Source organism: Mycobacterium yunnanensis, from assembly GCF_025823185.1.
GTDB classification, from domain to species: domain Bacteria; phylum Actinomycetota; class Actinomycetes; order Mycobacteriales; family Mycobacteriaceae; genus Mycobacterium; species Mycobacterium yunnanensis.
Map to the genome: position 1 here is coordinate 110253 of NZ_JACKVK010000008.1, position 24622 is coordinate 134874.

The following is a 24622-nucleotide window of genomic DNA, read 5'->3' on the forward strand; positions in this document are numbered from 1 at the left end:
CCGTGACTACTGCCGGTAGCTGGCCAGGAAGTTGCCAAGCCGGTCGACGGCGTTGGACAGGTCGCGGGCCCATGGCAGCGTCACGATGCGAAGGTGATCGGGTGCGGGCCAATTGAATCCGGTGCCCTGCACCACCAGGATCTTCTCCTGCAGCAGCAGGTCGAGCACCAACTGCTCGTCGTCGTGGATGTCGTGCACCTCGGGGTCGAGCCGCGGGAACGCGTACAGCGCCCCCTCCGGCTTCACGCAAGACACGCCGGGGATCTCGTTCAGCTTGTTCCACGCGACGTCACGCTGCTCGAGCAGACGCCCACCGGGCAGGACGAGGTCCTCGATGCTCTGGTGGCCGCCGAGGGCCACCTGAATGGCGTGCTGCGCGGGTACGTTCGGGCACAACCGCATGTTGGACAGCAGGTTGATGCCCTCCAGGAAGCTCGCCGCGTGCTCCTTGGGCCCGGTGATGGCCAGCCAACCGGATCGGTATCCCGCCACGCGGTAGGCCTTCGACAGGCCGTTGAACGTCAGACACAGCTGATCGGGTGCGACCGACGCCATCGCGACGTGCTCGGCGTCGTCGTAGAGGATCTTGTCGTAGATCTCGTCGGCCAGCAGCAACAGCTGGTACTTGCGAGCCAATTCGGCGATCTGCTCGAGGTTTTCGCGGGTGTACACCGCGCCGGTCGGGTTGTTCGGGTTGATCACGACGATCGCCTTGGTGCGCTCGGTGATCTTGGATTCGATGTCGGCGACGTCGGGCATCCAGCCTTGCGTCTCGTCGCACAGGTAGTGCACCGGCGTGCCGCCGGCCAGCGCGGTCGACGCCGTCCACAGCGGGTAATCGGGCGCCGGGATCAGCACCTGGTCGCCGTTGTCGAGCAGCGCCTGCAGCGTCATCGTGATGAGCTCGGAGACACCGTTGCCGAGGTAGACGTCGTCGACGTCGAGGTAGGGAAAGCCGTCCACCAGTTCGTACTTGGTCACCACGGCTCGACGGGCGGAGACGATGCCCTTGGAGTCGGAGTAGCCCTGGGCGTAGGGCAGGGCCGCGATGATGTCGCGCATGATGACGTCGGGAGCCTCGAAGCCGAACGGGGCGGGGTTGCCGATGTTCAGCTTCAGGATGCGGTGACCGTCCGACTCGAGCCGTGACGCGTGCTGGTGCACGGGCCCACGGATCTCGTAGAGGACGTCCTGCAGTTTCGTGGACTGCGCGAACGTGCGCTGCCGTGGCTGATGTCCTGTCTGCCAGGGCACCTGATGGGTACTCACACCGCTAAGTCTCCCACGGCCGCTCAAGCGCATTATTCGCCGAGGGCTCCGCCGGATGAGTCGGTGTGCCGTCGTTTCGGCGGCAGGTTGGACACGAAGTGGTCGACGAGCGCCGTGATCCCCCTGTCCGCGCCGGGCCGACTGTTAACTTGCTGAGTCCGTACCCGGCGAAAGGCGCCAAGATGAAGCTGGTCACCACACGAATCGTGGCTGCCGTCGCCGCGATGACGGCCGTAGCCGCGGGCGTCGCGGCACCAGCGCTGGCGGATCCGCCGCTGATCAACGGCACGTACTCCGGTGGTGACGTCCTCAACCTCTGGACGATTGCGACGACGTGTGCTCCCACCGGATGCACCGGCACCGTCTCCAGCAACCAGGGCTGGTCGGTCCCCGCCACGCTCGTCGGCGGGCTGTGGAACTTCCGGATCACCAAGCCCGACGGTGCCATCTGCGACGACGGCAGCTACGCACCCGCCTACATCTCGCTGGCGCTGGACCCGGCGACCCTGGCCGGCACCATCACCACCGACTCGAACTACGACTGCCCCGGCGGCACCCTGACCTCGGCGCCGTTCCAGCTACACCAGGTGAGCTGAGGCTCTACCGCTTTCCCGGGCGGCGGACTCCCGGAGCGATGCCCAGCCCCTTGACGGGAGCCTCGGGCTCGGCGGGGGCGCTGGCCTTCTCGGGGGTCGCCTCGGCGGCCGGTGCGGGAGCTGAGTCGGCGGCCGGCTCGGGTGCCGACGCCTCCGCCGAATTCGGTTGCGGCGTGGCCGCTTCGGCAGGCTTGGCGGCCGCGGTCCTCTTGCTGCCGGGGCGGCGGGCGATCGCGAGACCCTTCACCTCGGGCTCGGGCTTGGAGAGACCGAGATCCGAGTCTGCGGAGTCCGCCGGATCGGTACCCGCGGGGGCCTCGTCAGGGGTGACGTTGGCCGGCTGCACGACGGTCGAGTCGCCCTCGTGTGGCGTCTCGGCCTTGGGTGCGGCCTTCTTGCTGCCGGGACGCTTGGCGATCGACAACCCCTTCACCGGCGGCTCGGCGGCAGCCGGTTCGGCGGGAGCGGCGGGAGCCGGTGCGGCCTCGGCAGCCGGGGCGGCGGCCTTCTTCGAACCCGGCTTCTTGGCGATGGCCAGGCCCTTGACGGGCGCCTCGGCGGCGGCGGGTGCCTCGGCGGGCGCAGAGGCCTGCGCAGGTGCTGCCTCGGCCTTGGCGCCGGGCTTGCGGCCCGGCTTCTTGGCGATGGTCAGACCACCCTTGGCCGGCGCGACGGGGGCCTCGGGTGCGGCGGTCTCCGTCTCGGCCTCGGCGGCCGGTGCAGTCGTCTCCTCGGCGACGACGGGCTCGGCCGCGGCCGGTGCCTTCTCCTCGCGCTCGGCCACCCGGGTCGCGAACGCCTTTGCCGCGGTGCCCTTCTCGGGCAGGGTGACGGAGTCCTTGTCGAGTGAGGCGAGCAGCAGCTGCGCGACGTCGAGGACCTCGGCCTCCTTGCCCATCTCCTCGGCACGGTCACCGACACCGTCGGTCATCATGACGCGGCAGAACGGGCAGCCGGTCGCGATCTTGGAGGCGTTGGTGTTGAGTGCCTCTTCGGCGCGCTCGTGGTTCACGCGCTTGCCGATGTGCTCCTCCATCCACATCCGCGCGCCGCCGGCGCCGCAGCACAGGCCGCGTTCGGCGTGGCGCGGCATCTCGGTCAGCGTGGCGCCCGAGGCGCCGATGAGCTCGCGGGGAGCGGAGTACTCCTTGTTGTGCCGTCCCAGGAAGCACGGGTCGTGATAGGTCACGTCCTGGCTGACCGGGCTGACGGGGACCAGCTTCTTGTCGCGGATCAGGCGGTTCAGCAACTGGGTGTGGTGCACCACCGTGTAGTTGCTGCCGAGCTGCGGATATTCGCGACCGATGGTGTTGAAGCAGTGCGGGCAGGTCGCGATGATCTTGCGGTCGACGGTTTCGACGCCCTCGAACACACCGTTGATGGTCTCGACGTTCTGCGCGGCCAGCTGTTGGAACAGGAACTCGTTGCCCGCGCGGCGCGCGGAGTCGCCGGTGCAGGTCTCGCCGCTGCCGAGGACCAGGAACTTCACGCCCGCGGTCGCCAGCAGTTCGGCGACGGCCTTGGTGGTCTTCTTGGCGCGGTCCTCCAGGGCGCCGGCGCAGCCGACCCAGAAGAGGTACTCGAAGCCGTCGAAGGAGTCGACGTCCTCGCCGTAGACCGGCACGTCGAAGTCGACCTCGTCGATCCACTTGGTGCGTTCCTTGGCGCTCTGACCCCACGGGTTGCCGTTGCGCTCGAGGTTCTTGAACAGGCCGTTGAGCTCGGCTGGGAACTCCGATTCGACCATCACCTGGTAGCGGCGCATGTCGACGATGTGGTCGATGTGCTCGATGTCGACCGGGCACTGCTCGACGCAGGCGCCACAGTTGGTGCAGGACCAGAGGACGTCGGGATCGATGACACCGCCCTGTTCCAGGGTGCCGACGAGCGGACGGGTGGCTTGGTCGGGGCCGGAGCCCAGGATGCGTTCGAAGCCGGACTCGGGGACGTGGTGCTGGGAGTGCTCCTCGGAGTGCTTCTCCCCGCGCAGTTCCTCACCGATGCCGCCCTCGGCGGTGTTCTCGAGCGGGCTCTCCTGGCCGCCGATGATGTAGGGCGCCTTGGCGAACAGGTGGTCGCGCAGGTTCATGATGACGAGCTTGGGAGACAACGGCTTTCCGGTGTTCCACGCCGGGCACTGCGACTGGCAGCGGCCGCACTCGGTGCACGTCGTGAAGTCGAGGTAGCCCTTCCAGGTGAAGTCCTCGATCTTGCCGCGACCGAGCACCGCGTCCTCGGCGGGATCCTCGAAGTCGATGTACTTGCGGTCGTACTCCATGGCCAGCAGGGGGCCGAGGCCGTTCGGCAGGCGCTTGAAGGTCACGTTGACCGGCGCGAGCCCGATGTGAAGGTGCTTGGAGTGCAACACGATCAACAGGAAGACGAGCATGACGCCGATGTGCAGCAGCAGCGCGACGGTCTCGATGATCTCGTTGACACCGTGGCCGAGGGGCTCGAGCGCCGCGCCGATCGAGTGCGAGAAGAACGCGCCCCAGCCGTACGGCAGGTTGCCGGTGGCGACGGCCGCGCCGCGGAACAGCGCGTAGGTCCACACGACGTTGAAGATCATGAAGAGGATCAGCCACGCGCCGCCGGTGTGCGAGCCGTAGAAGCGGGAGTCGCGGCCGTACTCCTTGGGCTCGGAACGCAGCCGGATGATGGAGAAGACGACGATGCCGAGCAGCACGGCGAGGGCGAAGAAGTCCTGCAGGAACCCCAGCAGATCCCAGTGCCCGACGAAGGGGATGGCGAACTTCGGGTTGAACAGCACGCCGTACGCCTCGAGGTACACCGTCGACAAGACGAAGAAGCCCCACATGGTGAAGAAGTGGGCGATGCCGGGGATGGACCAACTCAGCAGCTTCTTCTGCCCGAGGACCTCGGTGAACTGCGTGGTGATGCGGGCCTTGAGGTTGTCCTTGCGGGCTTCCTCGTCGATGGTGGGCTGGCCCGACCGGATGAGGTTGGTGAGGAACAGCACGCGCTTGGCGGCGAACGCCAGCACGATTGCGGTCAACAGCAGGCCAAGGGTCAGCCTGATTAGAGTCTGCGTGTCCACGCGTGCCTCCCGGGTTGAAGTTACCGCTCGGTAGGAGTGCCGGTTACCGGCGGGTAACTTTCGCTGAATACCAGCTCATAGTGGCATCCGCCGCTTTCGTGTCGCTACGAAGGATGGCCTAACCTACCGGTTGGTCAGCTGGGCGGCGGCTGCGAGTGCGCTCGTCGTACGCGGTGCGTCCGCCCTCCCTGTGTCAGTGGTCACACGGCACGACGGTCAACCTGGCGAACCCAGGATGGCCCGCAACATCGACATCAACTCCGACCGCGACTCGGCCCCCAGCCGACGCCGAATGCGAGCCACGTGGTGCTCGACGGTCTTCGCGGAGATGAACAGCTGGCTGCCGATGTCCCGATACGGCATGCCTTGCAGCAGCAACTCGGCCACCTCGCGCTCCCGCTCCGACAGTCGGGGCTCGCGGGCCGCAGGCGACCCGGGCCGCGGTGACGCCACGGCAGGCACGTCGACCACCTCACCGCCGTCGCCGAGACCGCCTGTGGCGATCTTCAAATCGCGCGCCAGCTGCAGCATCGCCCCCGACACCTTGCCGTCAGGCGTGTGCAGCGCGGCCTGACTCGCCAGCCGGGTGGCATCCCAGGTCAGACCGAACTGCGTCAGCGTGCGCGCCGCCACCGTGACCTCACCGGCGTCGACATGGTTGGCCAGCACCCGCAACCACGTACGGCCCGCGTTGGCCAGCGCCCGCGCGAAGGAACTGTGCGCGGCCGCCGCGGTGAGCGCCTGACCGTGGGGCGCCACCGACGCCGGTGAATTCGCCAGGATGCCGGCGTGCACGCCCGACCAGTGCAACGGAACCGACCACAGGATCGGATTGCCAAGGGCGCCAAGCAGTCCGAAGGCCTCGTCGACGGCCGGGGTGATCAGGTCGACCTGCCGCAGCCGGGCAGCCGCCACCCAGAGCTCACCGAGCGGTAGCAGTGCGTAGAGGTCCATGGAGTACTCGGTGAGCACCTCCATCGCCGCGTACCAATGCTTCTGCACCGCGCCGGTGTCACCGGCGCGGCGGGCCACCGCCGTCTGCAGTGCCGCCGCCCACAGCGCGTCGCGACGGTGAGCGTCGCCGGCCGCGACCGAGGCGGCGTCGGTCGCGGTCAGCTGCCCGTCCAGCATCCGTGCCCAGGCCAGCAGCAGGGCGTGCCGCCGCCCGACGAACCCGTCGTCGTCGCCGGTGCCGCGGACCGCCCGGCCCACGACGCTGCGGGCCCGCACCGAGTCGCCGCCGTGCATGGCCACCAACGTGACCAGGGCCGAGGCGGTGTCCGGGCTCACGGCGGCCGAGGCCTGCTCGGTCACCGACTGCGCCAACCGGGCGACGGCCGCCGGATACGTGCCGTCCACCGTGAGCAGCAGGCCCTCGGCCACGGCGCGGGCCGCACGCGCGGTCGACGTGGGCGGGCCGTCGGAGTCGACGGCCGCCGCGGCCCGCGCCGTCGCGACGTCGCCCACCCCCAGAGCCGCCACGACCGCGGCCGCTCCGACAGCGGCATCGGGATACGGGCCGAGCCAGCGGACGAGTTCGGCCGCCTGGGCGGCGCGACCGTCGTGCGACGCGACGCTGGCGGCGATGCGCACCGCGGCCGCCCGGTCGGGGGCCACCTCGGAGCCGAGAAGCTCGTCGGCGAGCCGGCCCGCGGTGGCGCAGTCCCCGGTCAGGGCGAGCGCGTCGGCGAGCTTGGTGCTGACCTCGCTGGCGCCAACGCTGGTGGCCGCGCGGTACAACCGGGCCGCGGTCGCCGGGTGATCCTGGTGCCTGGCGGCGAGATCGGTCAGCGCCGCGGCCAGCCCGGGGTCGCGCAGGCCGTGCTCGGCGAGCCGCAGTGCCAGGTCGGTCGGGAGCGTCGACTGCGCCAATTGTGTTCGCAACAGCGAGGTCTCGACCTGGTGATGGCGGGCTGCGCCGATGATCTGGGCGACGCTGCGATGCACGGTGACGGCGAAGGCGTTGCTGAGTGCGGGGGCGATGAGACCACTGGCCCGGGCGGAGTCCACCAAGCGCTGCGCCTCCTCCTGTTTCACGCCCAACGCCGCGGCGACGTCGTCCGGGCCGAGCTCTTGGCTCAGCGACGACAACAGGAGGGTGTCGAGCACCGCCTCCTCCACGCGGCGCAACCGCTCGATCAACGCCACCCGGACCGCGCGGTCGACGGCCTCGGCCACGGAGGTGTCGTTGGTCGACCGCGCCGCCGACAGCGCGGCCCGAACCAAGAACGGCAGGCCGGCGCTGGCCGCCAGCACGTTCCCGACCAGCTCTGCCGACGGGGGCGCCCCGAGCAGGTCGGTGGCCACGCGGTGCACCTCGGTCGGCGTCATCGGGGCGAGCACCACCTCGGGGGCCTCCCGGGCCATGGCCGTGCGCAGCGCCGTCACGGCCGGCTGATGGGACAGCGGTTCGGCGGCGACGACGACCGTTGCGGCGGGATCGCCGACGAGGTCCAGCAGTCGACCCAGCTCGGTCGTGCTCAGCAGATGGGCGTCGTCGACGACGACGGCGACACCCGGCGGGTCACCGGCGCGCGGGGGACGGGCGACGACGGTGACGCCTGCGGCGCGCAAGGCCCCCCGGATCGCGGCGAGCGCGGTCGTCTTTCCGGTGCCCATCCCGCCGGACACCAGCACCTTCGCGGGCTCGGTCGGCGACGACAGCCAGGTCGCGACCGCGTCGCTGAGGACCACTAGGCCGCGGGTGTCACCGGGGCGATCACCGGAGTCGTCGCCGTCTGGGGCGGTGGCGCCACGGTGGTCGTGACCGGCGGCTGCGTGGTGGTCACCGGTGGTTGCGTGGTGGTGACCGGCGGCTGGGTGGTCGTGGTGGTGGGTGGCGGGGTGGTCGTCGTCGTCGGGGGCGTCGTCGTGGTGGTGGTGGTGGTGGTCGTCGTCGTGGTCGTCGTGGTCGTGGTGGTCGTCGGCGACGTGGTGGTGGTCGTGCTGGTCGGCGACGTCGTCGACGAATCGGAGGTCGGCGAATTCGAGACCGTGGAGGTGTCACTCGGCGCGGAGCTGGCCTGGGTCGAGGTTCTGGTCGACAGGCTGGTGGTCACCAGACCGTTCGCCCCGGTCGAGGAGATGGTGACGACCTCGGTGACGGTTCCGCTGTCCGTCGAACCTCCGGTCAGCTGCACGGCGGCGAACCCGCCCACCGCCAGCAGGGCGGCAGCCGCGGCCGCGCCGAAGAGGACCGGCGGCCGCTTGTACCAGGGCAGCGGTTCGGAGTCGGGCCGGTCGTCCTCCTCCTCGTGGGCGAAGGCCATCTCGGGGCGAGCACCCGTCGACGAGTACTCCGAGCTGTATTCGCCTCCGGCGTAGGGCATCGGCTCGCTGGCAGGCACGTCGTCGTCCTGCGACCACGCCAAGGCGCCGCTGTCACCCGGGGGACCGGCGACCTGTGCCCCCGCCCACCCCATCGTCGGGGCCAGACCCGTAGGTGCGTCGACGCTCGGGGCCATGCCGGTGGGCGCCATCCCCGTCTGCGCGTCGTCGAATCCCAGAGCGCCGACCACGGCGGCACCCGCCGCGATCGACAGCACCGGTACCGGTGCGGTCACGACGGGCGCGCGGAACTGCTCGGAGAGGCGCTGCGTGACCAGTGGGATGGCGGCGCCGCCGCCGACGGTCGCGACCGCCGACACGCTGGCGAGCGGAACTCGGTAGCGCTGCAACAGCTCTGAGATGGCCGCCACCAGACCGGACAGGGGCGTCTCGATCAGGCCCTCGAGTTCGGAACGGGTGATCCGGACGTCCGAGGAGTATCCCGGCACCTCGGCCTTGATCACCGTGGCGGTGTCGGCGGACAGCCGCTCCTTGGCGGCGCGGCACGCGTCGCGCAGCCGGCTCAGCGATCCGACGGCCGCAGTGCTGCCAGGGTCGGCCGTGTTGGCCTCGGCAATGCCGGTGACCACGTGGTTGAGCAACGCCTGGTCGACCAGATCGCCGGAGAAGTCCTGATGCCGGATGGTGGTGCCGATGACGGACAGACCGGCCGCCGCGTCGGCCAGCGTGATGCTGGTGCCGCCCCCGCCGAGATCGCATAAGACCACCACACCCTGCGACGGCAGGCCCGGGTTCGCGCGCAAACCCTCGAGCGCGGCAACCGAATCGGGGACGAGAGTGGCGGGCACACCGCCGGGCGACAGCGCGGGCTTCGCACGCAGGGCGTTGCGCAGCGTGCCGAGCACCCCGGGGCCCCAGTACGCCGGTACGGCGATCGTCACCGGCGCGCCACCGCCAACCTCGCGAGCCATCACGTCGAGCGCTTCGGTCAGCACGATCTCGCCGCGATGAGAGGAGCCGTCTGCCGCGACCAGGGGCACCGGGTCGCCGACCCGCTCGACGAAGCCCGCCAGCACGAGGCCCGGTTGATTGGGGCCCGGAAACACGCCCACTTCGGGAGCGCGGTCGGGGTAGACGACCAAGACGGATCGCCGCGTGATCGGAGCAGATCCGACGCGGGCCGCCACCAAATTGGTGGATCCGACGGAGAATCCAAGTGGTTCGGTCATGTCCCGTGGTTCGCTCATGTGCCGCAATTCCTCGGTTGGTGTGTCCGGCTTCGCCGGTGGGGTAAAGGCGCATCCCTTGGGGGGATCGGAGAAAGCCAGCACTCACCATAGCGGCGCTCGACGGGCCGACGGGTTACATCCCCCTAACGATTGCGAACCCCTAACGCGTCGGCCCCTAATGCCCACTAGGCGGGGGTGGCGTCAGCACCGATTCCCGCGGGCCGAACCGTGGATAGCATTCAAGTCGAACCGATGCGGCCACCCCATGGGCAGGTCTCGTGCCGGTGCTTCATCGACATGAGCAGAAAGAGGAGGTGGGCCGTGGCGAATTCACTTCTCGACTTCGTGATGTCGCTGGTACGCGATCCCGATGCCGCCGCCCAATATGCGGCCAACCCCGCCCAGAGCATCGCCGACGCCAATCTGACCGACGTGACCCACGTCGACGTCGCCAACCTGATCCCCGTGGTTGCCGAGTCGATGTCGACTGCGGTGCCCTCGACCGGTGTCCCGGCCGGAGCCGACACGCTCCTGGACTCCGCGCACAACGTGTGGGCCAGCGGCGCCGCCACCGCGGCCTTCGATGCCTTCGACGACCACCTTCCGATCCAGGGCGCTGACGTCGTCGCAGATCACGTGCCCGCGGTGGCCAACGTCATCCAGCTGCCGGAGGACTCGACACCAACCATCGTCGACCACGACTTCGGGTCCGGCCTCGACGATCTGAGCATTCCCACGGTCGGCGCGCCCACCGTCGACGACCTGCATCTCGCGGCCGTGCACGACTCGGTGGACGCCTCGGACCTCGGCCAGGACGCCGGCCAGCATCTCTCCGACGTGGTTGGCGACCAGCTGGACCACCCGCACGATCCGGGATTCGACATCTTCACCTGATCCACCCGACACCCAACTGAGACAGCGCGGCCAGCAATGGCCGCGCTGTCGTCGTTTGGGGGTCGTCAGCCCAGGTCAGCGACCCGCGACGCCGTCCCCCGGGGCGCCCCCTAATCCCCTAACGGATGCCCGTAGGGGTCCCCGTAACGCTCCGGGGGAGCGAGGGGCGGCGTCCCCGTTCCCGGGGTTGCCGGCGGCCCATAACGTAGTGAACAGATCGCCGGAGGCACGGCGACCCGACCTAGACACCGACAACTGGAAGGCACTCCCATGACGAACCTCCTCGACTACATCCTCGACCTGTTCCGCAGCCCGGCAGTGGCCGCCAACTACGTCGCCGACCCCGAGGGCGCGCTGCGCTCCGTCGGCCTGCAGAACGTCACGGCCCAGCAGTTCGCCGCCGTCGCCGCCTCGGCCGCGCCCGCCGGCGTGCTGCTCGGTGGCGGGGACCCGGTCTACGGCCTGCAGAGCGCGGTCGCGAGCTACCACAACATCCCCGCGGCGTTCTCCCCGCAGACGGCCTTCGCGCCCCAGACGGACTTCGCCAGCCACAACGACACCCAGTTCGCCAGCAACAACGACACCTCGCTGCTCAGCCCCGATCAGCACGCCGGCTCCAACGCCCAGCAGGGTGCGTTCAACCTCGGCTTCGGCGACATCACCCTGGGTGACAAGACCAGCAACAGCGCCACCAACGGCGGCGTCGTCAACACCGGCTCGGCCGGACACATCGACACCACCAGCGTCAACGGTGACGGCAACGTCGTCGGCGAGGGCAACAGCGCCAACACCGGCTACGTGGGCGGCGGCAGCCACTCGCCGATCATCTTCGGCGAGGGCAACGAGACCAAGGTGACCGACACCTCGCAGCACTCCGGCGGCGACATCATCACCGGCAACGAAGGCACCGTCATCAAGGACAACGACATGTCCGGCGGTCACGGCGGCAGCGCGGGCGCCAGCGGCGGCTCCAGCGGTGGCGGTCTGCTCGGGGTCGGCATCGGCAACGGCGGCAACGAGGCCAACGCGGGCAACGGCGGCAGCGGCGGGTCGATCATCGTCAACGACACCTCGTCGCACTCGGCCAACACGACCGTCGGCGGCAACCAGACCACCGCGGGTGGCGACCTGGGCAGTGGCAACCACACCGACAACTCGGTGAACACCCACGTGTCCACGCAGACCGAGACCCACACCGACGACTCGGTCAACACCCACGTCGACGACCACAGCTTCACCAGCAACGTGGCCTCGAACAACGACACCGATCTCGCGTCGCACAACGACGTGGCGTCGCACAACGACGGACACATCGGCTTCTGATCCACCACCAAGACTGGCGGGGACTCCTTCAGGGGTCCCCGCCAGTCGCACGCCTACCGTGGACCGCGGAACAGGAGACCCCGTGACGCAACCGAACGACCCCCGCAAGGTCAAGGTGATCGTCGAGCTGATCGACCACAGCACCAGGATCGCCGAGGCCTATGAGCGGGGCGATCTCGTCGAGCGCCTCGCCAGAGCCAAGGAACGCATCAGCGATCCGCAGGTCCGTGTGGTGATCGCGGGTCAGCTCAAGCAGGGCAAGAGCCAGTTGCTGAACTCGCTGCTCAACGTGCCCGTCGCGCGCGTCGGCGACGACGAGACCACCACCCTGGCGACCGTGGTCACCTACGGCGAGCAGGCGTCGGCCCGGCTCGTGGTGGCGCGCGGCGAGGGTGCCGAGCCGGAGGTCGTCGAGATCCCGATGGCCGACGTCCGCAACGACCTGAGGCGCGCGCCGCAGGCCGGTGGCCGCGACGTGTTGCGTGTCGAGGTCTCCGCGCCCAGCCCGCTGCTGAAGAACGGGCTGGCGTTCGTGGACACCCCGGGCGTGGGCGGCCACGGTCAGCCGCACCTCTCGGCGACGCTGGGACTGCTCCCCGATGCCGATGCCGTCCTCATGGTGAGCGACACCAGCCAGGAATTCACCGAACCGGAGATGACCTTCATCCGCCAGGCCATCGAGATCTGCCCGGTGGCAACGATTCTCGCCACCAAGACCGACCTCTACCCGCACTGGCGTGAGATCGTCGCCGCCAACGTCGAGCACCTGCGACGCGCCGGTGTGACGGCCCCCGTGACTCCGGTCTCCTCGGTCCTGCGATCGCACGCCATCGCCATGAACGACAAGGAACTCAACGAGGAGTCCAACTTCCCGGCCATCGTGAAGTTCCTCAGCGAGAGGGTGCTCAGCCGCGAGGACGACCGAATTCGCGACCAGGTGCTCGCCGAGGTCAGGTCGGCCGCCGAACACCTGACCATGACCGTCGAGACAGAGCTGGCGTCCATCAACGACCCCGAGGCCCGCGACGCGCTGAACGCCGACCTGGAACGGCGCAAGCAAGAGGCGCAGGACGCGTTGCAGCACACCGCGTTGTGGCAACAGGTGCTCAACGACGGCATCAACGACCTGACCTCCGACGTGGACCACGATCTGCGGGCCCGGTTCCGGGCCATCACCCAGCACACCGAGCAGCAGATCGACACCACCGATCCCACCCACCACTGGGCCGAGATCGGCGCCGAACTGGAGAACGCCATCGCCACCGCCGTCGGCGACAACTTCGTGTGGGCGTATCAGCGGGCCGAGGCGCTGGCCCAGGAGGTGGGGCGCACCTTCTCCGAGGCCGGGCTCGACGCGGTGAAGATGCCGCAGATCAACGCCCGCGACATGGGTGCCGGCTTCGGTGAGATGAAGTCGCTGAGCCGCCTGGAGGCCAAGCCAATTGGCAAGGGCCACAAGGTCGTCACCGGTATGCGCGGCTCCTACGGCGGTGTCCTGATGTTCGGCATGCTCACCTCGTTCGCCGGCCTTGGCATGTTCAACCCGCTCTCGCTGGGGGCGGGGCTGCTGCTGGGCCGCAAGGCGTACAAGGAGGACATGGAGAACCGCATGCTCCGGGTGCGCAACGAGGCCAAGACCAACGTCCGCCGCTTCGTCGACGACGTCTCCTTCGTCGTCAGCAAGGAATCTCGCGACCGGCTCAAGGGCGTGCAGCGCCAGCTGCGCGACCACTACCGCGACATCGCCAACCAGACCACCCGCTCCCTGAACGAGTCGCTGCAAGCCTCGCTCACCGCGGCGAAGTTGGAGATGGACGAACGCGACACGCGGGTGCGCGAATTGGAGCGCCGACTCAACATCCTGCGACAGGTCACCGAACACGCCGTCAACCTCTCGCCGCGACCGGAGCCAGTCGCCACGTAAGTCCCCAGGGACGGTCACTAAGCTGGGCAACCGACATGAGCACGAGCGATCGAGTACGCGCGATCCTTGGCGGCACCATCCAGGCCTACCGCAACGACCCGGCCTACCGGGAGCGCCGCGACGTGCTCGACGAGTTGGACTGGATCGGCCGCCGGCTCAACCAGCCCATCCGGGTGGCGCTCGCCGGCACCCTGAAGGCCGGTAAGTCGACGCTGGTCAACGCGCTGGTCGGGGAGGACATCGCGCCGACCGACGCCACCGAGGCCACCCGCATCGTGACGTGGTTCCGCAACGGCGCGACCCCGAAGGTGACGGCCAACCACCGCGGCGGCCGGCGCTCCAACGTCCCGATCGCCCGCGACCCCGGTGACCGCGGGCTGACCTTCGACTTCGCCAGCCTGGACCCCGACGACGTCGTCGACCTCGACGTGGAATGGCCGGCCGCCGAACTGGTCGACACCACGATCATCGACACCCCCGGCACGTCGTCGTTGTCACGCGACGTCTCCGAGCGCACGCTGCGCCTGCTGGTACCCGAGGACGGGGTGCCACGGGTGGACGCGGTCGTCTTCCTGCTGCGGACGCTCAACGCGACCGACATCGGACTGCTCAAGCAGATCGGCACGCTCGTCGGCGGGTCCGCCGGTGCGCTCGGCGTGATCGGCGTGGCGTCGCGGGCCGACGAGATCGGCGCCGGACGGATCGACGCGATGCTCTCGGCCAAGGACGTCGCCACCCGTTTCACCGCCGAGATGGACCAGACGGGCATCTGCCAGGCCGTGGTGCCGGTGTCGGGTCTGCTGGCGTTGACGGCGCGGACGCTGCGGCAGAGCGAATTCGTGGCGCTGGAGAAGCTCGCCGCGGTCGAGGCCGGCGAGCTGGCCAAGGCGATGTTGTCGGTCGACCGCTTCGTGCGGGAAGACGCCCAGCTGCCGGTGGACGCCGCCACCCGGGCGTCCCTGCTGGAGCGCTTCGGCATGTTCGGCATCCGCATCTCCATCGCGGTGCTGCGGGCAGGCATCTCCGACTCGGTCGCCCTGGCCGACGAACTGCTCGAACGCAGCGGGCTGATAGCCCTGCGCGACGTGATCGACCAGCAGTTCGCCCAGCGGTCGGACCTGCTGAAGGCGCATACCGCCCTGCTGTCGTTGCGCCGGGTGGTCGAGGACAACCCGATCTACGCGACACCGTTCATCCTCGCCGACGTCGAGCCGCTGCTCGCCGACACCCACGCGTTCGAGGAGCTGCGCCTGCTGAGCCAGTTGCGCTCGCGCCCGACGACCTTGAACGACGACGAGATGGCGTCGCTGCGCCGCATCATCGGCGGCTCCGGCACCGACGCCGCCAGCCGCCTAGGGCTTCAACCCGACGCGCCGTATGACGGCCCGCGGGCGGCGTTCTCCGCCGCTCAGCGCTGGCGACGCCGAGCCGACCACCCCCTCAACGACCCGTTCACCACCAGGGCGTGCCGGGCCGCGGTCCGCAGCGCCGAGGCGATGGTGGCCGACTTCCACGCTCAGGGTCGCTGAGATTCTGCGCTGACTGCCCGCTTGTTTGCGGGGTTACTCGGCCGACGTGTACGACAAGCGTCTGCTCGACGAGGTCACGGCCGCGGGTACAGCGTGCGAGTCTCGTTGAGCCGCGGCCTCTGACGCCCGTCGCTGTAGGTCGACGACGCCCGCGTCCGTGGCAGGTTCGACGGGTCGAACGACGTGGTGGTGGGCGTCGACGAGGTCGTGTCGGTGCTACTCGTCGTCGTGTTGCCGGGATCGATGTCCGTGGTCACCGGTGGGCTGGTGCTGGTGATCGTCTCGGTGCTGGTGGTCCCGCCCGGCGAATCCGTGGTCGACGCCGAACTACGCTCGGAGAAGCTGGGATCCGGGTAGTACTGCGGCCCGCTCCCCGGATCGTCGGAGCCGCCGACCATGTACGAGATGAGCAACCAGAGCACCCCGATGACCGCGATCGCACCGATGCTGGCCCCGACGACCGTCGACGTCCGTTCGTGCCACGCCGGCTCGTCCTCGTCGTGGTCGGCGTCGTTCACGGGCTCGATGGTAACCGCGGACATGCCCCTCGGCCGGGGTCAGCCCAATTGCGGGATGACCTCGGAGGCGAAGAACTCCACGTGGTCGAGGTCGGACTGGTCGAGCACCTGGAGGTACACCCGCTGCACACCGGCCTCGGCGAACGGATCCAGCTTGTCGGCGATCTCACCGGGGGTGCCCACCAGTGGTGAATTGGCCCGCAGCTCGTCGACGTCGCGACCGATGGCCGCGGCGCGCGCCGCCACCTGGGCGTCGTCGCGCCCGGCGCAGACCACGAACGCCGCCGAATACGTCAGCGAGTTCGCCTCGCGACCCGCATCGGCGACCGCCGCGGCGACCCGACCGTACTGCGTCGTCAGGGTGTCGAGGTCGGCGAAGGGAATGTTGAACTCGGCGGCGTACTTCGCGGTCAACGCCGGCGTGCGCTTGGGCCCGCCGCCGCCGATGACGATCGGTGGATACGGCGACTGTGCGGGCTTAGGCAGAGCCGGCGACTCCTTGACCGTGTAGTGCGTGCCGCTGTAGTCGAACGTCTCGCCAACCGGCGTGCGCCACATGCCGGTGATGATGTCGAGCTGCTCGGTGAGGCGGTCGAACCGCTCGCCGAGCGGTGGAAACGGGATCGCGTACGCGTCGTGCTCGGCCTCGAACCAGCCCGCACCGAGGCCGAGGTCCACTCGGCCACCGCTCATCTCGTCGACCTGGGACACGGAGATGGCCAGTACGCCGGGGTGCCGGAACGTGGCGGAAGTGACCATGGTGCCGAGCCGGATCGTCGACGTCTCGCGCGCGATGCCGCCGAGGGTGACCCAGGAATCGGTGGGACCCGGCAGGCCGTCGCCCGACATCGCCAGGTAGTGATCAGACCGGAAGAAGGCCGAGTAGCCCGCCGCCTCGGCGGTCTTGGCCACGGCCAACTGGTCGGCGTAGGTGGCACCCTGCTGCGGTTCGACGAATACGCGGAAGTCCATGCGTTCGAGCCTATCCCGTGAACCTGGGTGCCTACAGTCCGCGCTCGCCGTCCCGCACCGCGCTCACCGCGGCGTCGTCACCGGTGAAGGTGACCAGGGCCTGGTCGCGACCGGAGATGAACATCAGCAGCTCGCCGGGATCACCGGTGACGGTGACGGCAGCGCCCGAGCCGACGGTGGCCAAATTCTTGCCGTCGGGGGTGTTCAGCGACACGCGCGCCGGCGTCTTGCGCATCGTCATGCGCGACATCAGACCGACCTGCTTGGCGACCGACGCGGCGGTCTCCGCGTCCAGAAGCCGTGGCTCCCAACCGTCTTTCGCGCGGCGCACGTCTTCGTGATGGATGAACATCTCCGCGACGTTGACGAACGGGTCGAGCACCTTGAACGGCGACAACAGCGGTGGGCCCGAGGCGATCTGGTCGAGCAGGACGTTCCAGTCGTTCTCGGCGGCCACCTGATCTTGCACCCGTTGGGTGTATCCGGCGAACTTGGGCACCATGATGCCGGGCGCGGCGTCGAGCCGACGCTCCCGAATCACCAAGTGGGCGGCCAAGTCTCGGGTGGTCCAGTCTCCACAGAGCGTGGGCTGCTCGGGACCAACGCCGCGCATGGTGGTGACGAGCGCCGCGCGCTCCCGCTGTGCAACCGTCATGACGTCTCTCCTGTGCCGAGTGCGCGATCGAGGTTGATCGCCGCGCTGATGAGGGCGAAGTGGGTGAAGGCTTGGGGAAAGTTGCCGACCTGGTCGCCGGTCGCGCTGACCTGCTCGGCGTACAGACCGACGTGGTTGGCGTAGGTGAACATCTTCTCCAGGGCCAGTTGGGCGTCCTCGAGGCGGCCCGCGCGGGTGAGTGCCTCGACGTACCAGAACGAGCATAGGGAGAACGTGCCCTCGGCGCCGTCGAGCCCGTCGGTCTCCGGGGAGTAGCGGAACACCAGGGTGTCGGTGACCAAGCCCTTCTCGACGGCCTCGAGCGTGGACAGGAACTTGGGGTCGGCGGGGGAGAGGAACTTGACCATCGGCATCAGCAGTACGCCTGCGTCGAGTTCGGTACCGCCCTCGGTCTGGGTGAACGCCTTCAGGTCGTCGTTCCAGGAACGGGACATGATGCGGTCGTAGACGTCGTCACGCGTCTTCGACCACGCGACGATGTTGCCGGGCAGCCCCCGCTGGCGCGCGATGCGGATCGTGCGCTCGAGGGCGACCCAGCAGAACAGTCGCGACGTGGTGTACGCGCGGTGGTCGCCGCGCACCTCCCACATGCTCGCGTCCTCCCGGTCCCAGTTCTCCATCACCCAGTCGATGACCTTGACGACGTCGGCCCAGGCGTCACTGCTGATGCCGGCGCCGTATTTGTTGAACAGGTACACCGAGTCGATCAGTTCGCCGTAGATGTCGAGCTGCAACTGGTCGACCGCGGCGTTGCCGATGCGGACCGGCTTGGAGTCGCGGTAGCCGCGCAGATGGTCGAGCTCGGTTTCCTCGACGGGACGGTTGCCGTCGATGTCGTAGAGCACGCGCAGCGGTCCGATGCCGTCGTTCTGCTCGCGTTCGTCGCCGAGCCGTTCGGAGAGCCAGCCGATGAACGCACTGGCCTCGTCGGTGAAGCCGAGCCGCAGCAGCGCGTACAGGCTGAAACCCGCATCGCGGACCCAGACGTAGCGGTAGTCCCAGTTACGGCTTCCGCCAATGAATTCCGGGATGCTGGTGGTCGGCGCGGCGATGACGGCGCCGGTCGGTTCGTGGGTGAGCAGCTTGAGGGTGATGGCCGAACGGTGCACCATTTCCCGCCAGCGTCCCACGTAGCGCGATTGGCGAAGCCACGCCCGCCAAAACGACGTCGTCGCGTCGAGTAGTTGGTCGGTCAGGTCGACGGAGTTGCTCGACGGCACATCGTCCCCGTCGAGGATCTCCAGGACGAACAACGCACTGTCACCTTGGGACAGTTCGACTTTCGCACTGACGCGGGTGTTGTCGTCACCCTCTTCGATGGAGAGCTTGGTGGAGGCGACGAGGCCAAGGCGGATGCCGTCGCCGGTGATGAGGATGCCGTCGCCGGTTTCCTGAGCGACGCAGCGTTCCCGGCCGTAGTCGGGCCGCGCGTCGACGCACATCCGCATGGTGATTGTGCCCCGGACCCCGCTGACGCGGCGAACCAAGCGCTGGCGGTGTTCCGGGTCGAGTGCTCCCAGCACCGGCATGAAGTCGTGTACTTCGGCGACGCCGTCGGGGGTCAGGAAACGAGTGATCAGGACGGCGGTGTCGGGAAAGTAGAACTGCTGGGTGCGCGACACCTCGCCGATTGGCGACAAGGTCCAGCTGCCGCCTTGCTCGGGGTCCAGGATCGCGCCGAAGACACTCGGCGAGTCGAAGCGGGGTGCGCAAAACCAGTCGACGGTGCCGTTGGTGGCCACCAGAGCGCACGTGCGCAGGTCGCCGATCAGTCCGTGGTCCGCGATCGCGGGCCAGTCGTCAGGCATCGGGCAGGTGCCACCCTTCCGGGCCTGCCAGCTCGATTGCCTTCTCCGGGCCCCACGACCCGCGAGCGTACGGCAGCGTCGGCGGCGGGTTGTCGAGAACCGGTTGGCAGATCTGCCACAGCCGGTCCACTTCGTCGGCCCTGGTGAACAACGTCTGGTCGCCACGCATCACGTCGAGCAGGAGCCGCTCGTAGGCCTCCAATGGCTTGTCGTCGGGGTCTTCCTCGGCGATGTCGAGGTGGAACGTCAACGGCACCAAGTCCATTCGCGGGCCCGGCCGTTTGGCCATCAGGCTCACGCCGAACTCCGGTGAGTCGCTCAGTTCCAGCACGAGCTGGTTGGGGCCGTACTCGCTGTCGCCGAAGCGCCCCATGGGTGGGGTCCGGAAGGTCAACGTGACGGTGCGCCGGGTGGCCCCGAGCGCCTTGCCCGTCCGCAGCAGGAACCGCACGTCCTGCCAGCGTTCGGTGTCGACGAAGGCCTCCAGCGCCACGAACGTCTCCACCGTCGAATCCTTGGCGACGCCCTCTTCGTCCCGGTAGCCCTCGTACTGCCCGAAGACGACACGGTTGGGATCGAGGGGCTTCATCGCGGCGAAGACCTTCGCCTTCTCGTTGCGAAGGGCGGTCGGGTCGAGATGAACCGGGGCTTCCATGGCGATGAAGCCGAGCACCTGGCACAGGTGCGTGGAGATCATGTCGCGAAAGCAGCCCGTCGACTCGTAGAAGGCGCCGCGGCCCTCGGCCGTCAGGGTCTCCGGCACGTCGATCTGCACCGAGACGAGGTGGTCGCGATTCCAGGCGGGCTCGATCAGGCCGTTGGCGAACCGCAACGCCAAGATGTTCTGCACCGCTTCCTTTCCCAGGAAGTGGTCGATCCGGTACACCTGGTCCTCGTCGATGACCTTCTTCAAGGCGGCGTCCAGTTCCCGGGACGACTCCAGATCGGTGCCGAACGGCTTCTCGACGACCACGCGGGCGCCGTCGGTGAGGTGTTCGCGACCGAGCATGTCGATCATCGACTCCATCGCCGTGGGCGGCACGGACAGGTAGATCAGCGTCTTGGAGTCCTCGCCCAGCCCGTCGTGCGCCGTGCGGACGGCCGCGGCGAGATCCTTGCCGCCGTCGTCGTCGGCGGGGTCAGAGGTCTGAAAGCTCAAGCGGCGCAACAGGTCGTCGAGGACCTTGGAGTCGACGTCGTCGACTGATTCCTCCAGTCCGCTGCGGATCTTGTCGCGAAATTCGTCGTCGGTGCCGGGGGAGTGTCGTCCCGACCCGATGATCGCGTACTCCTCGGGCAGCCGCCCCGCCGCGGCGAGGCGATACAGGCCGGGGAACAACTTGCGCTTGGCCAAGTCCCCGGTGGCGCCGAAGATGACGAAGACGTGCGGTCCGGGACGCTCTTGGTCGCTGGGGGCATTCACCGTCGGCGTCTTCCCCCAAACGCGTCCCGACTAAACGTCTAGAAGGCGTCGACCCCGCCGATCGCCACGAACATCCCGTGGGTGGTGGAGTCGTTGGTGAACCGGGTGCCGTCCTCTGCGGCGACGATGGTCCATCCCTGCGCGCTGTACGTGCGGTAGTCGATGGGGACGACGGGGATGTCGCCGAGGTTGCCGAGCACCCACGTCAGCTTCCCGTCGGAGGTGACGCGGACGCCGTTGGCCGGGGTGCCGTCGACCGGCGGCGAGTTGGTGAAGGGGGCCTCGCAGTCCACCTCCGCGGTGCTGATCTGGCAACGGGTCTGGCCCGACTTGGTGGTGATGAAGACGTAGCCGTTCTGCGGCTCGAGCGCTTCGGCCGGAGCGGGCGCCGCGACGGTCGGCGTGGACGTCGTGGTGGTCGTCGGGGTGGGACTCGACCGCGTCGGGCGTGAGGTGGGGAACGTCGGCTCGGTGGGGTTCTGAGAGCTGGCTTCCGGGCTACCGGGGACCGTGGACTGACAGCCCGCGAGCAGAGCCCCCATAGCGAGCGCAGTCACGACCATCACCGGAGCCTTCATCGACGTCCAGGCTACGCACGGTGGGGCGAAAGTGGCGGTAGTGACTCGCTCACTCGAACAGATCGGGTTGTTCCCGGGTGATCTTGGCGAACAGCGGCTGGAAGCTGAACCACCCGGCGAAGTGACTGCCCACCTGCCCGCGGGTGAGGGTGGCCATCTCGTCGTCGATCAGCACCGGTGTGCCCGCGGCCTCGGCGAGCAGCTGGGCCTGGCAGGACCGCTCCATGGTGATGAACCACCACGCGGCCTCCTCCACCGACTGCCCGACCGTCAGCAACCCGTGGTTGCGCAGGATGGCCGCCTTGCGGTCGCCGAGGGCGTGCGCGATGCGCTTGCCCTCCTCGAGATCGAGGACGACGCCCGAGTACTGGTCGAACAATGCGTGGTCGTCGTAGAACGCACAGGCGTCCTGGGTGATCGGATCGAGCAGCCTGCCCAGCGTCGACCACGACTTGCCGTACACCGAATGGGAATGCGCCGCCCCGATCACGTCCGGGCGGGCGGCGTGCACCTGTGAGTGGATCGCGAACGCCGCCTGGTTGACGGGCCGGTCGCCGTGCACGATCTCGCCGTCGTGCCGCACCAGCAGCAGGTCGCTGACGCGGATGTGGCCGAAGTGCATTCCGAACGGATTCACCCAGAAGTGGTCGGTGAACTCGGGGTCGCGCGCCGTGATGTGGCCCGCGACGCCCTCGTCGAAGCCGAACCGGCTGAACAGCCTGAACGCCGCTGCCAGGTTTTGCTTGCGGTGCAGGCGCTCTTCTTCGACCGTGCGATCGGTGCGGGGCAGCAGCGCTGCCACGTTCCCGCCCGCGAGCTTGGTGGCGTCGTCGATTCCGGTGTCGGACATGCCCCGATCGTACGTCTGCTACTTCAGTGGCAACAGGATGTTCTTCACGTCCGGGTTGGTGGCCAGGTACTGCTGCACGGCCGGGTCCTGGAACGTCTCGACCAGCTTCTTGACGTTGTCGGTGTCGGCCCACTTGCTGCCGATGGTCAACTGGCCGGCGAACTCGTCCGGCGCGGGCGGGGCGAAGATCTGCTGGGTCAGCGGCACCTTGGCGGCGAGGTAGTACTCGGTGTAGCCGACGGCGGCGTCGAGGTCGGGGAGGGACCGCGACTGCGCGGCGAAGTCGAGAAGCGTGAACTTCAGGTTCTTCGGGTTGGCGACGATGTCCTTCTGCGTGGCCTCGAACTTGTTCACCGACGGATTCAGCGTGATGAGGCCCGCCCGCTCCAATAGCCACAGACCCTGCGCCTCGTTTGCCGGGTCCGAGTAGAGGGACACGTTGGCGCCGTTGGGAAGCTGCGACGGATCGGTGTACTTGTCCGACCAGATGCCGAAACCCCACCGGAAGACCGGTGTCGCGGCGGTCTCGCGGAAGTCCGGGTTGGCTTCGAGCACCTGGCTCAGCCACAGCTTGTGCTGATAGATCGTCCCGGCCACTTCGCCGTCGCTGACGGCCCGGTTGATGGTGTTGCTGTCGGCCAGGCCTCTGAAGGCCACCTTGATGCCGTGCCGGGGTGCGACGTCGGAGGCGATGAACTCGATCAGCGACTGCTCGGCGGCATTGCCCTCATTGGTGGCGACGACGAGGGTGGCACCGGCGATCTCGTTGGCGGACTTGGTCTCTCCGAAGACGAAGAACTTCACTGCGACGGCCGCGACGACGACTACGACGAGTCCGACCGCAGGCCACAGCCACTTGGGTCGTCGGCGCAGCTCGAAGCCGTGGTCATCGGACTCCGGCGGAGCCGTGGGTGTGGTCGTCATTGTTGGCCTTTCGGGCTAGACGGCGTGCGCGAGCCGACGATGAGGGGTGGTGAACCGGACGAGCGCGTCGCCGATCAGCTGAATGACCGCGACGGTGATGACGAGGATGACGATGGTGGCGAGCATGACGCCCTGGTCGAAGCGTTGATAGCCGTAGGTGACTGCGACGTAACCGATTCCGCCAGCGCCGATGGTGCCCGCGATGGCCGAGTACTCGATCATCGCGATGACGTTGATGGTCAGGCCACCGATGATGGACGGAACGGCCTCGTTGAGTTGCACGGTGCGGATGATCTGCAGCGACGACCCACCCGAAGCACGGGCCACCTGGACCGCCGACGGCGGCACCGATCGCAGGGAGTTCTCGACTATCCGGGTGAAGAATGCGATGCCGGCCAAGGACATTGGCACCACGGCAGCCGCGATGCCGATGTTGGTTCCGGTGATGAAGCGGGTGAACGGCATGATCGACGCCATCAGGATCAGGAAGGGAAGTGATCGGCCCACGCTGATGATCCAGCTCAACACCGTGTGCAACCCGGGGTTCTCGAACAATCCGCCCGGGGCCAGGTTGTGGACGACGGCACCCAGCGGCACGCCGACCAGCACCACGATGGCCATCACGATCCCGACCATGATGAGCGTGTCGACCAGGGCGGGGAACAGCAGTGCGGGCAGTTCGCCCACGGGCACCTTGCTGTTCGCGAGCAGCGTCTCGGTCATGCGACACCCTCCAGCGCCCTGCTCCGTGCCGGGTGCTCGGCGAGTTCGGCGGCCAGCCCGTAGCGGGCGAGTACGTCGCGGACGTCGTCGCCGAGTGCGGCGCTCACGCCCAGTGTCACCCCGCCCACGTTGACGCCGCCGACCACCTGCACGGAAGCGCCAAGGACGGACAGTGGGGTGTCCAAGTCGTTCGAGGCCTTGGCGATCCAGTCGGCGGGTACGTCGGGGGCGTCGTAGACGACGTTCCAGACCCGTTGTCCGGCAGGTGCTCGAGCGTCGGACCGCTGCGGCCGCAGTTCTGCGCCCAGCGACGAGCTCGGATTGGTCAGCAGGTCGACGATGGGACCGGACTCGACGATACTTCCGTGATCCAGTCGCGCGACCGAGTCGGCGATCTTGAGCACGGTGTCCATCTCGTGGGTGATGAACACGATCGAGAGGTTCAGGTCGTCGCGTAGTTCACGGAGCAACTGCACGACGGAATCGGTGGTGACGGGGTCGAGTCCGGCGGTGGCTTCGTCGGACAACAGCACCGACGGTCGCAGGGCCAACGCTCGTGCGATGCCGACCCGCTGCCGCTGCCCCCCGGACAGCTGGAACGGGTAGTGCCCGGCGCGGTCGGCGAGGCCGACCCGGTCGAGCAGTTCGGCGACGCGGCGCGACGTCTCCGCCGCGGTCACGCCGAGGTACTGCAGGGGAAGCGCGACATTCTCTGCGGCGGTGCGTCGTTCGAGTAGGCCTGCGGCCTGGAACACGGTGCCGATGCGTCGGCGGGCCACCCGCAGTTTGCCGGCCGACAGGGTCGTCAGGTCCTCGCCGTTGACGACGACCGACCCGGACGTCGGCGGGGTCAGAAGGTTGATGCACTGGGCGAGCGTGCTCTTGCCCGCGCCACTCGGACCGACCACGGCGAGGATCTCGCCCCCTTCGACGCGGAAGGTCACACCGTCGAGTACCACCGTCTGCTGGGCACCGCGGCCGTAGACCTTGGTCAGGTTGGTCAGTTCGATCACCGGTGAAGGCTCCCAGAACGGACTGGG

The 24622-nt window shown here is 68.6% G+C and carries 19 protein-coding genes; 5 read left to right on the forward strand and 14 right to left on the reverse strand.

Features of this window, described 5'->3' with window-relative positions; all coding sequences use genetic code 11:
- Nucleotides 1-6 precede the first annotated feature (6 nt).
- Entirely contained in the window at nucleotides 7-1302 is a 1296-nt protein-coding gene (locus H7K45_RS10655; protein ID WP_263995770.1) for a pyridoxal phosphate-dependent aminotransferase, read from the reverse strand.
- A 149-nt stretch (nucleotides 1303-1451) separates the two neighbouring features.
- Between H7K45_RS10655 and H7K45_RS10660 the strand changes: the two genes are divergently transcribed.
- Nucleotides 1452-1865, forward strand: coding sequence for a hypothetical protein (locus H7K45_RS10660; protein WP_263995771.1), 414 nt, complete (start codon nucleotides 1452-1454; stop codon nucleotides 1863-1865).
- A gap of 4 nt (nucleotides 1866-1869) precedes the next feature.
- Here the strand turns inward: H7K45_RS10660 and H7K45_RS10665 are convergent, their stop codons facing one another.
- From H7K45_RS10665 to H7K45_RS10675, 3 genes are all read right to left on the reverse strand, one after another.
- The gene (locus H7K45_RS10665) at nucleotides 1870-4923 is read right to left on the reverse strand and encodes a (Fe-S)-binding protein (protein ID WP_263995772.1); all 3054 of its coding nucleotides are present in this window, start codon (nucleotides 4921-4923) and stop codon (nucleotides 1870-1872) included.
- Between the two features lie 216 nt (nucleotides 4924-5139).
- Entirely contained in the window at nucleotides 5140-7617 is a 2478-nt protein-coding gene (gene iniR / locus H7K45_RS10670) for an isoniazid response ATPase/transcriptional regulator IniR (RefSeq protein ID WP_263995773.1), read from the reverse strand.
- A complete protein-coding gene (locus tag H7K45_RS10675; protein WP_263996959.1) occupies nucleotides 7617-9440 on the reverse strand; it encodes an Hsp70 family protein in 1824 nt (607 codons plus the stop codon). Before H7K45_RS10675 ends, iniR begins: the two co-directional genes overlap by 1 nt.
- Nucleotides 9441-9761: 321 nt before the next feature.
- Here H7K45_RS10675 and H7K45_RS10680 point away from each other — a divergent pair, with 321 nt between their 5' ends.
- The 4 genes from H7K45_RS10680 (at nucleotide 9762) to H7K45_RS10695 (ending at nucleotide 15110) form a co-directional block, all read left to right on the forward strand.
- Nucleotides 9762-10334: an Rv0340 family IniB-related protein gene (locus tag H7K45_RS10680; protein ID WP_263995774.1), complete on the forward strand. Its 573-nt coding sequence runs from the start codon at nucleotides 9762-9764 to the stop codon at nucleotides 10332-10334.
- Nucleotides 10335-10604: 270 nt separating this feature from the next.
- Nucleotides 10605-11657, forward strand: a complete 1053-nt coding sequence (locus tag H7K45_RS10685; RefSeq protein ID WP_263995775.1) for an IniB N-terminal domain-containing protein — start codon at nucleotides 10605-10607, stop codon at nucleotides 11655-11657.
- Between the two features lie 82 nt (nucleotides 11658-11739).
- A complete protein-coding gene (locus H7K45_RS10690) occupies nucleotides 11740-13581 on the forward strand; it encodes a dynamin-like GTPase family protein (protein ID WP_263995776.1) in 1842 nt (613 codons plus the stop codon).
- 35 nt (nucleotides 13582-13616) lie between these two features.
- Nucleotides 13617-15110, forward strand: a complete 1494-nt coding sequence (locus H7K45_RS10695; RefSeq protein ID WP_263995777.1) for a dynamin family protein — start codon at nucleotides 13617-13619, stop codon at nucleotides 15108-15110.
- 74 nt (nucleotides 15111-15184) lie between these two features.
- Here the strand turns inward: H7K45_RS10695 and H7K45_RS10700 are convergent, their stop codons facing one another.
- From H7K45_RS10700 to H7K45_RS10745, 10 genes are read right to left on the reverse strand one after another with little or no spacing between them, the layout of a single operon-like run.
- A complete protein-coding gene (locus tag H7K45_RS10700) occupies nucleotides 15185-15628 on the reverse strand; it encodes a hypothetical protein (RefSeq protein ID WP_263995778.1) in 444 nt (147 codons plus the stop codon).
- A gap of 39 nt (nucleotides 15629-15667) precedes the next feature.
- Nucleotides 15668-16600: an LLM class F420-dependent oxidoreductase gene (locus H7K45_RS10705; protein WP_263995779.1), complete on the reverse strand. Its 933-nt coding sequence runs from the start codon at nucleotides 16598-16600 to the stop codon at nucleotides 15668-15670.
- Nucleotides 16601-16631: 31 nt separating this feature from the next.
- Complete coding sequence (locus H7K45_RS10710; RefSeq protein ID WP_263995780.1) at nucleotides 16632-17255, reverse strand: TIGR03085 family metal-binding protein; 624 nt, start codon at nucleotides 17253-17255, stop codon at nucleotides 16632-16634.
- Entirely contained in the window at nucleotides 17252-19084 is a 1833-nt protein-coding gene (locus H7K45_RS10715; protein WP_263995781.1) for a glycoside hydrolase family 15 protein, read from the reverse strand. The genes H7K45_RS10710 and H7K45_RS10715 overlap by 4 nt, the downstream gene beginning before the upstream one ends.
- A complete protein-coding gene (zwf, locus tag H7K45_RS10720; protein ID WP_263995782.1) occupies nucleotides 19077-20507 on the reverse strand; it encodes a glucose-6-phosphate dehydrogenase in 1431 nt (476 codons plus the stop codon). The genes H7K45_RS10715 and zwf overlap by 8 nt, the downstream gene beginning before the upstream one ends.
- A 38-nt stretch (nucleotides 20508-20545) precedes the next feature.
- Nucleotides 20546-21085 (reverse strand): hypothetical protein, encoded by a 540-nt coding sequence (locus tag H7K45_RS10725; protein ID WP_263995783.1) that lies wholly within the window; start codon nucleotides 21083-21085, stop codon nucleotides 20546-20548.
- 49 nt (nucleotides 21086-21134) lie between these two features.
- Nucleotides 21135-21935 carry a class II aldolase/adducin family protein gene (locus H7K45_RS10730; protein WP_263995784.1) on the reverse strand — a complete coding sequence of 267 codons (801 nt, stop codon included), beginning with the start codon at nucleotides 21933-21935 and terminating at the stop codon, nucleotides 21135-21137.
- A gap of 18 nt (nucleotides 21936-21953) precedes the next feature.
- Complete coding sequence (locus H7K45_RS10735; RefSeq protein ID WP_263995785.1) at nucleotides 21954-22859, reverse strand: MetQ/NlpA family ABC transporter substrate-binding protein; 906 nt, start codon at nucleotides 22857-22859, stop codon at nucleotides 21954-21956.
- 15 nt (nucleotides 22860-22874) lie between these two features.
- Nucleotides 22875-23582, reverse strand: a complete 708-nt coding sequence (locus H7K45_RS10740) for a methionine ABC transporter permease (protein WP_263995786.1) — start codon at nucleotides 23580-23582, stop codon at nucleotides 22875-22877.
- A complete protein-coding gene (locus H7K45_RS10745; RefSeq protein ID WP_263995787.1) occupies nucleotides 23579-24595 on the reverse strand; it encodes a methionine ABC transporter ATP-binding protein in 1017 nt (338 codons plus the stop codon). Before H7K45_RS10745 ends, H7K45_RS10740 begins: the two co-directional genes overlap by 4 nt.
- Nucleotides 24596-24622: the final 27 nt, after the last annotated feature.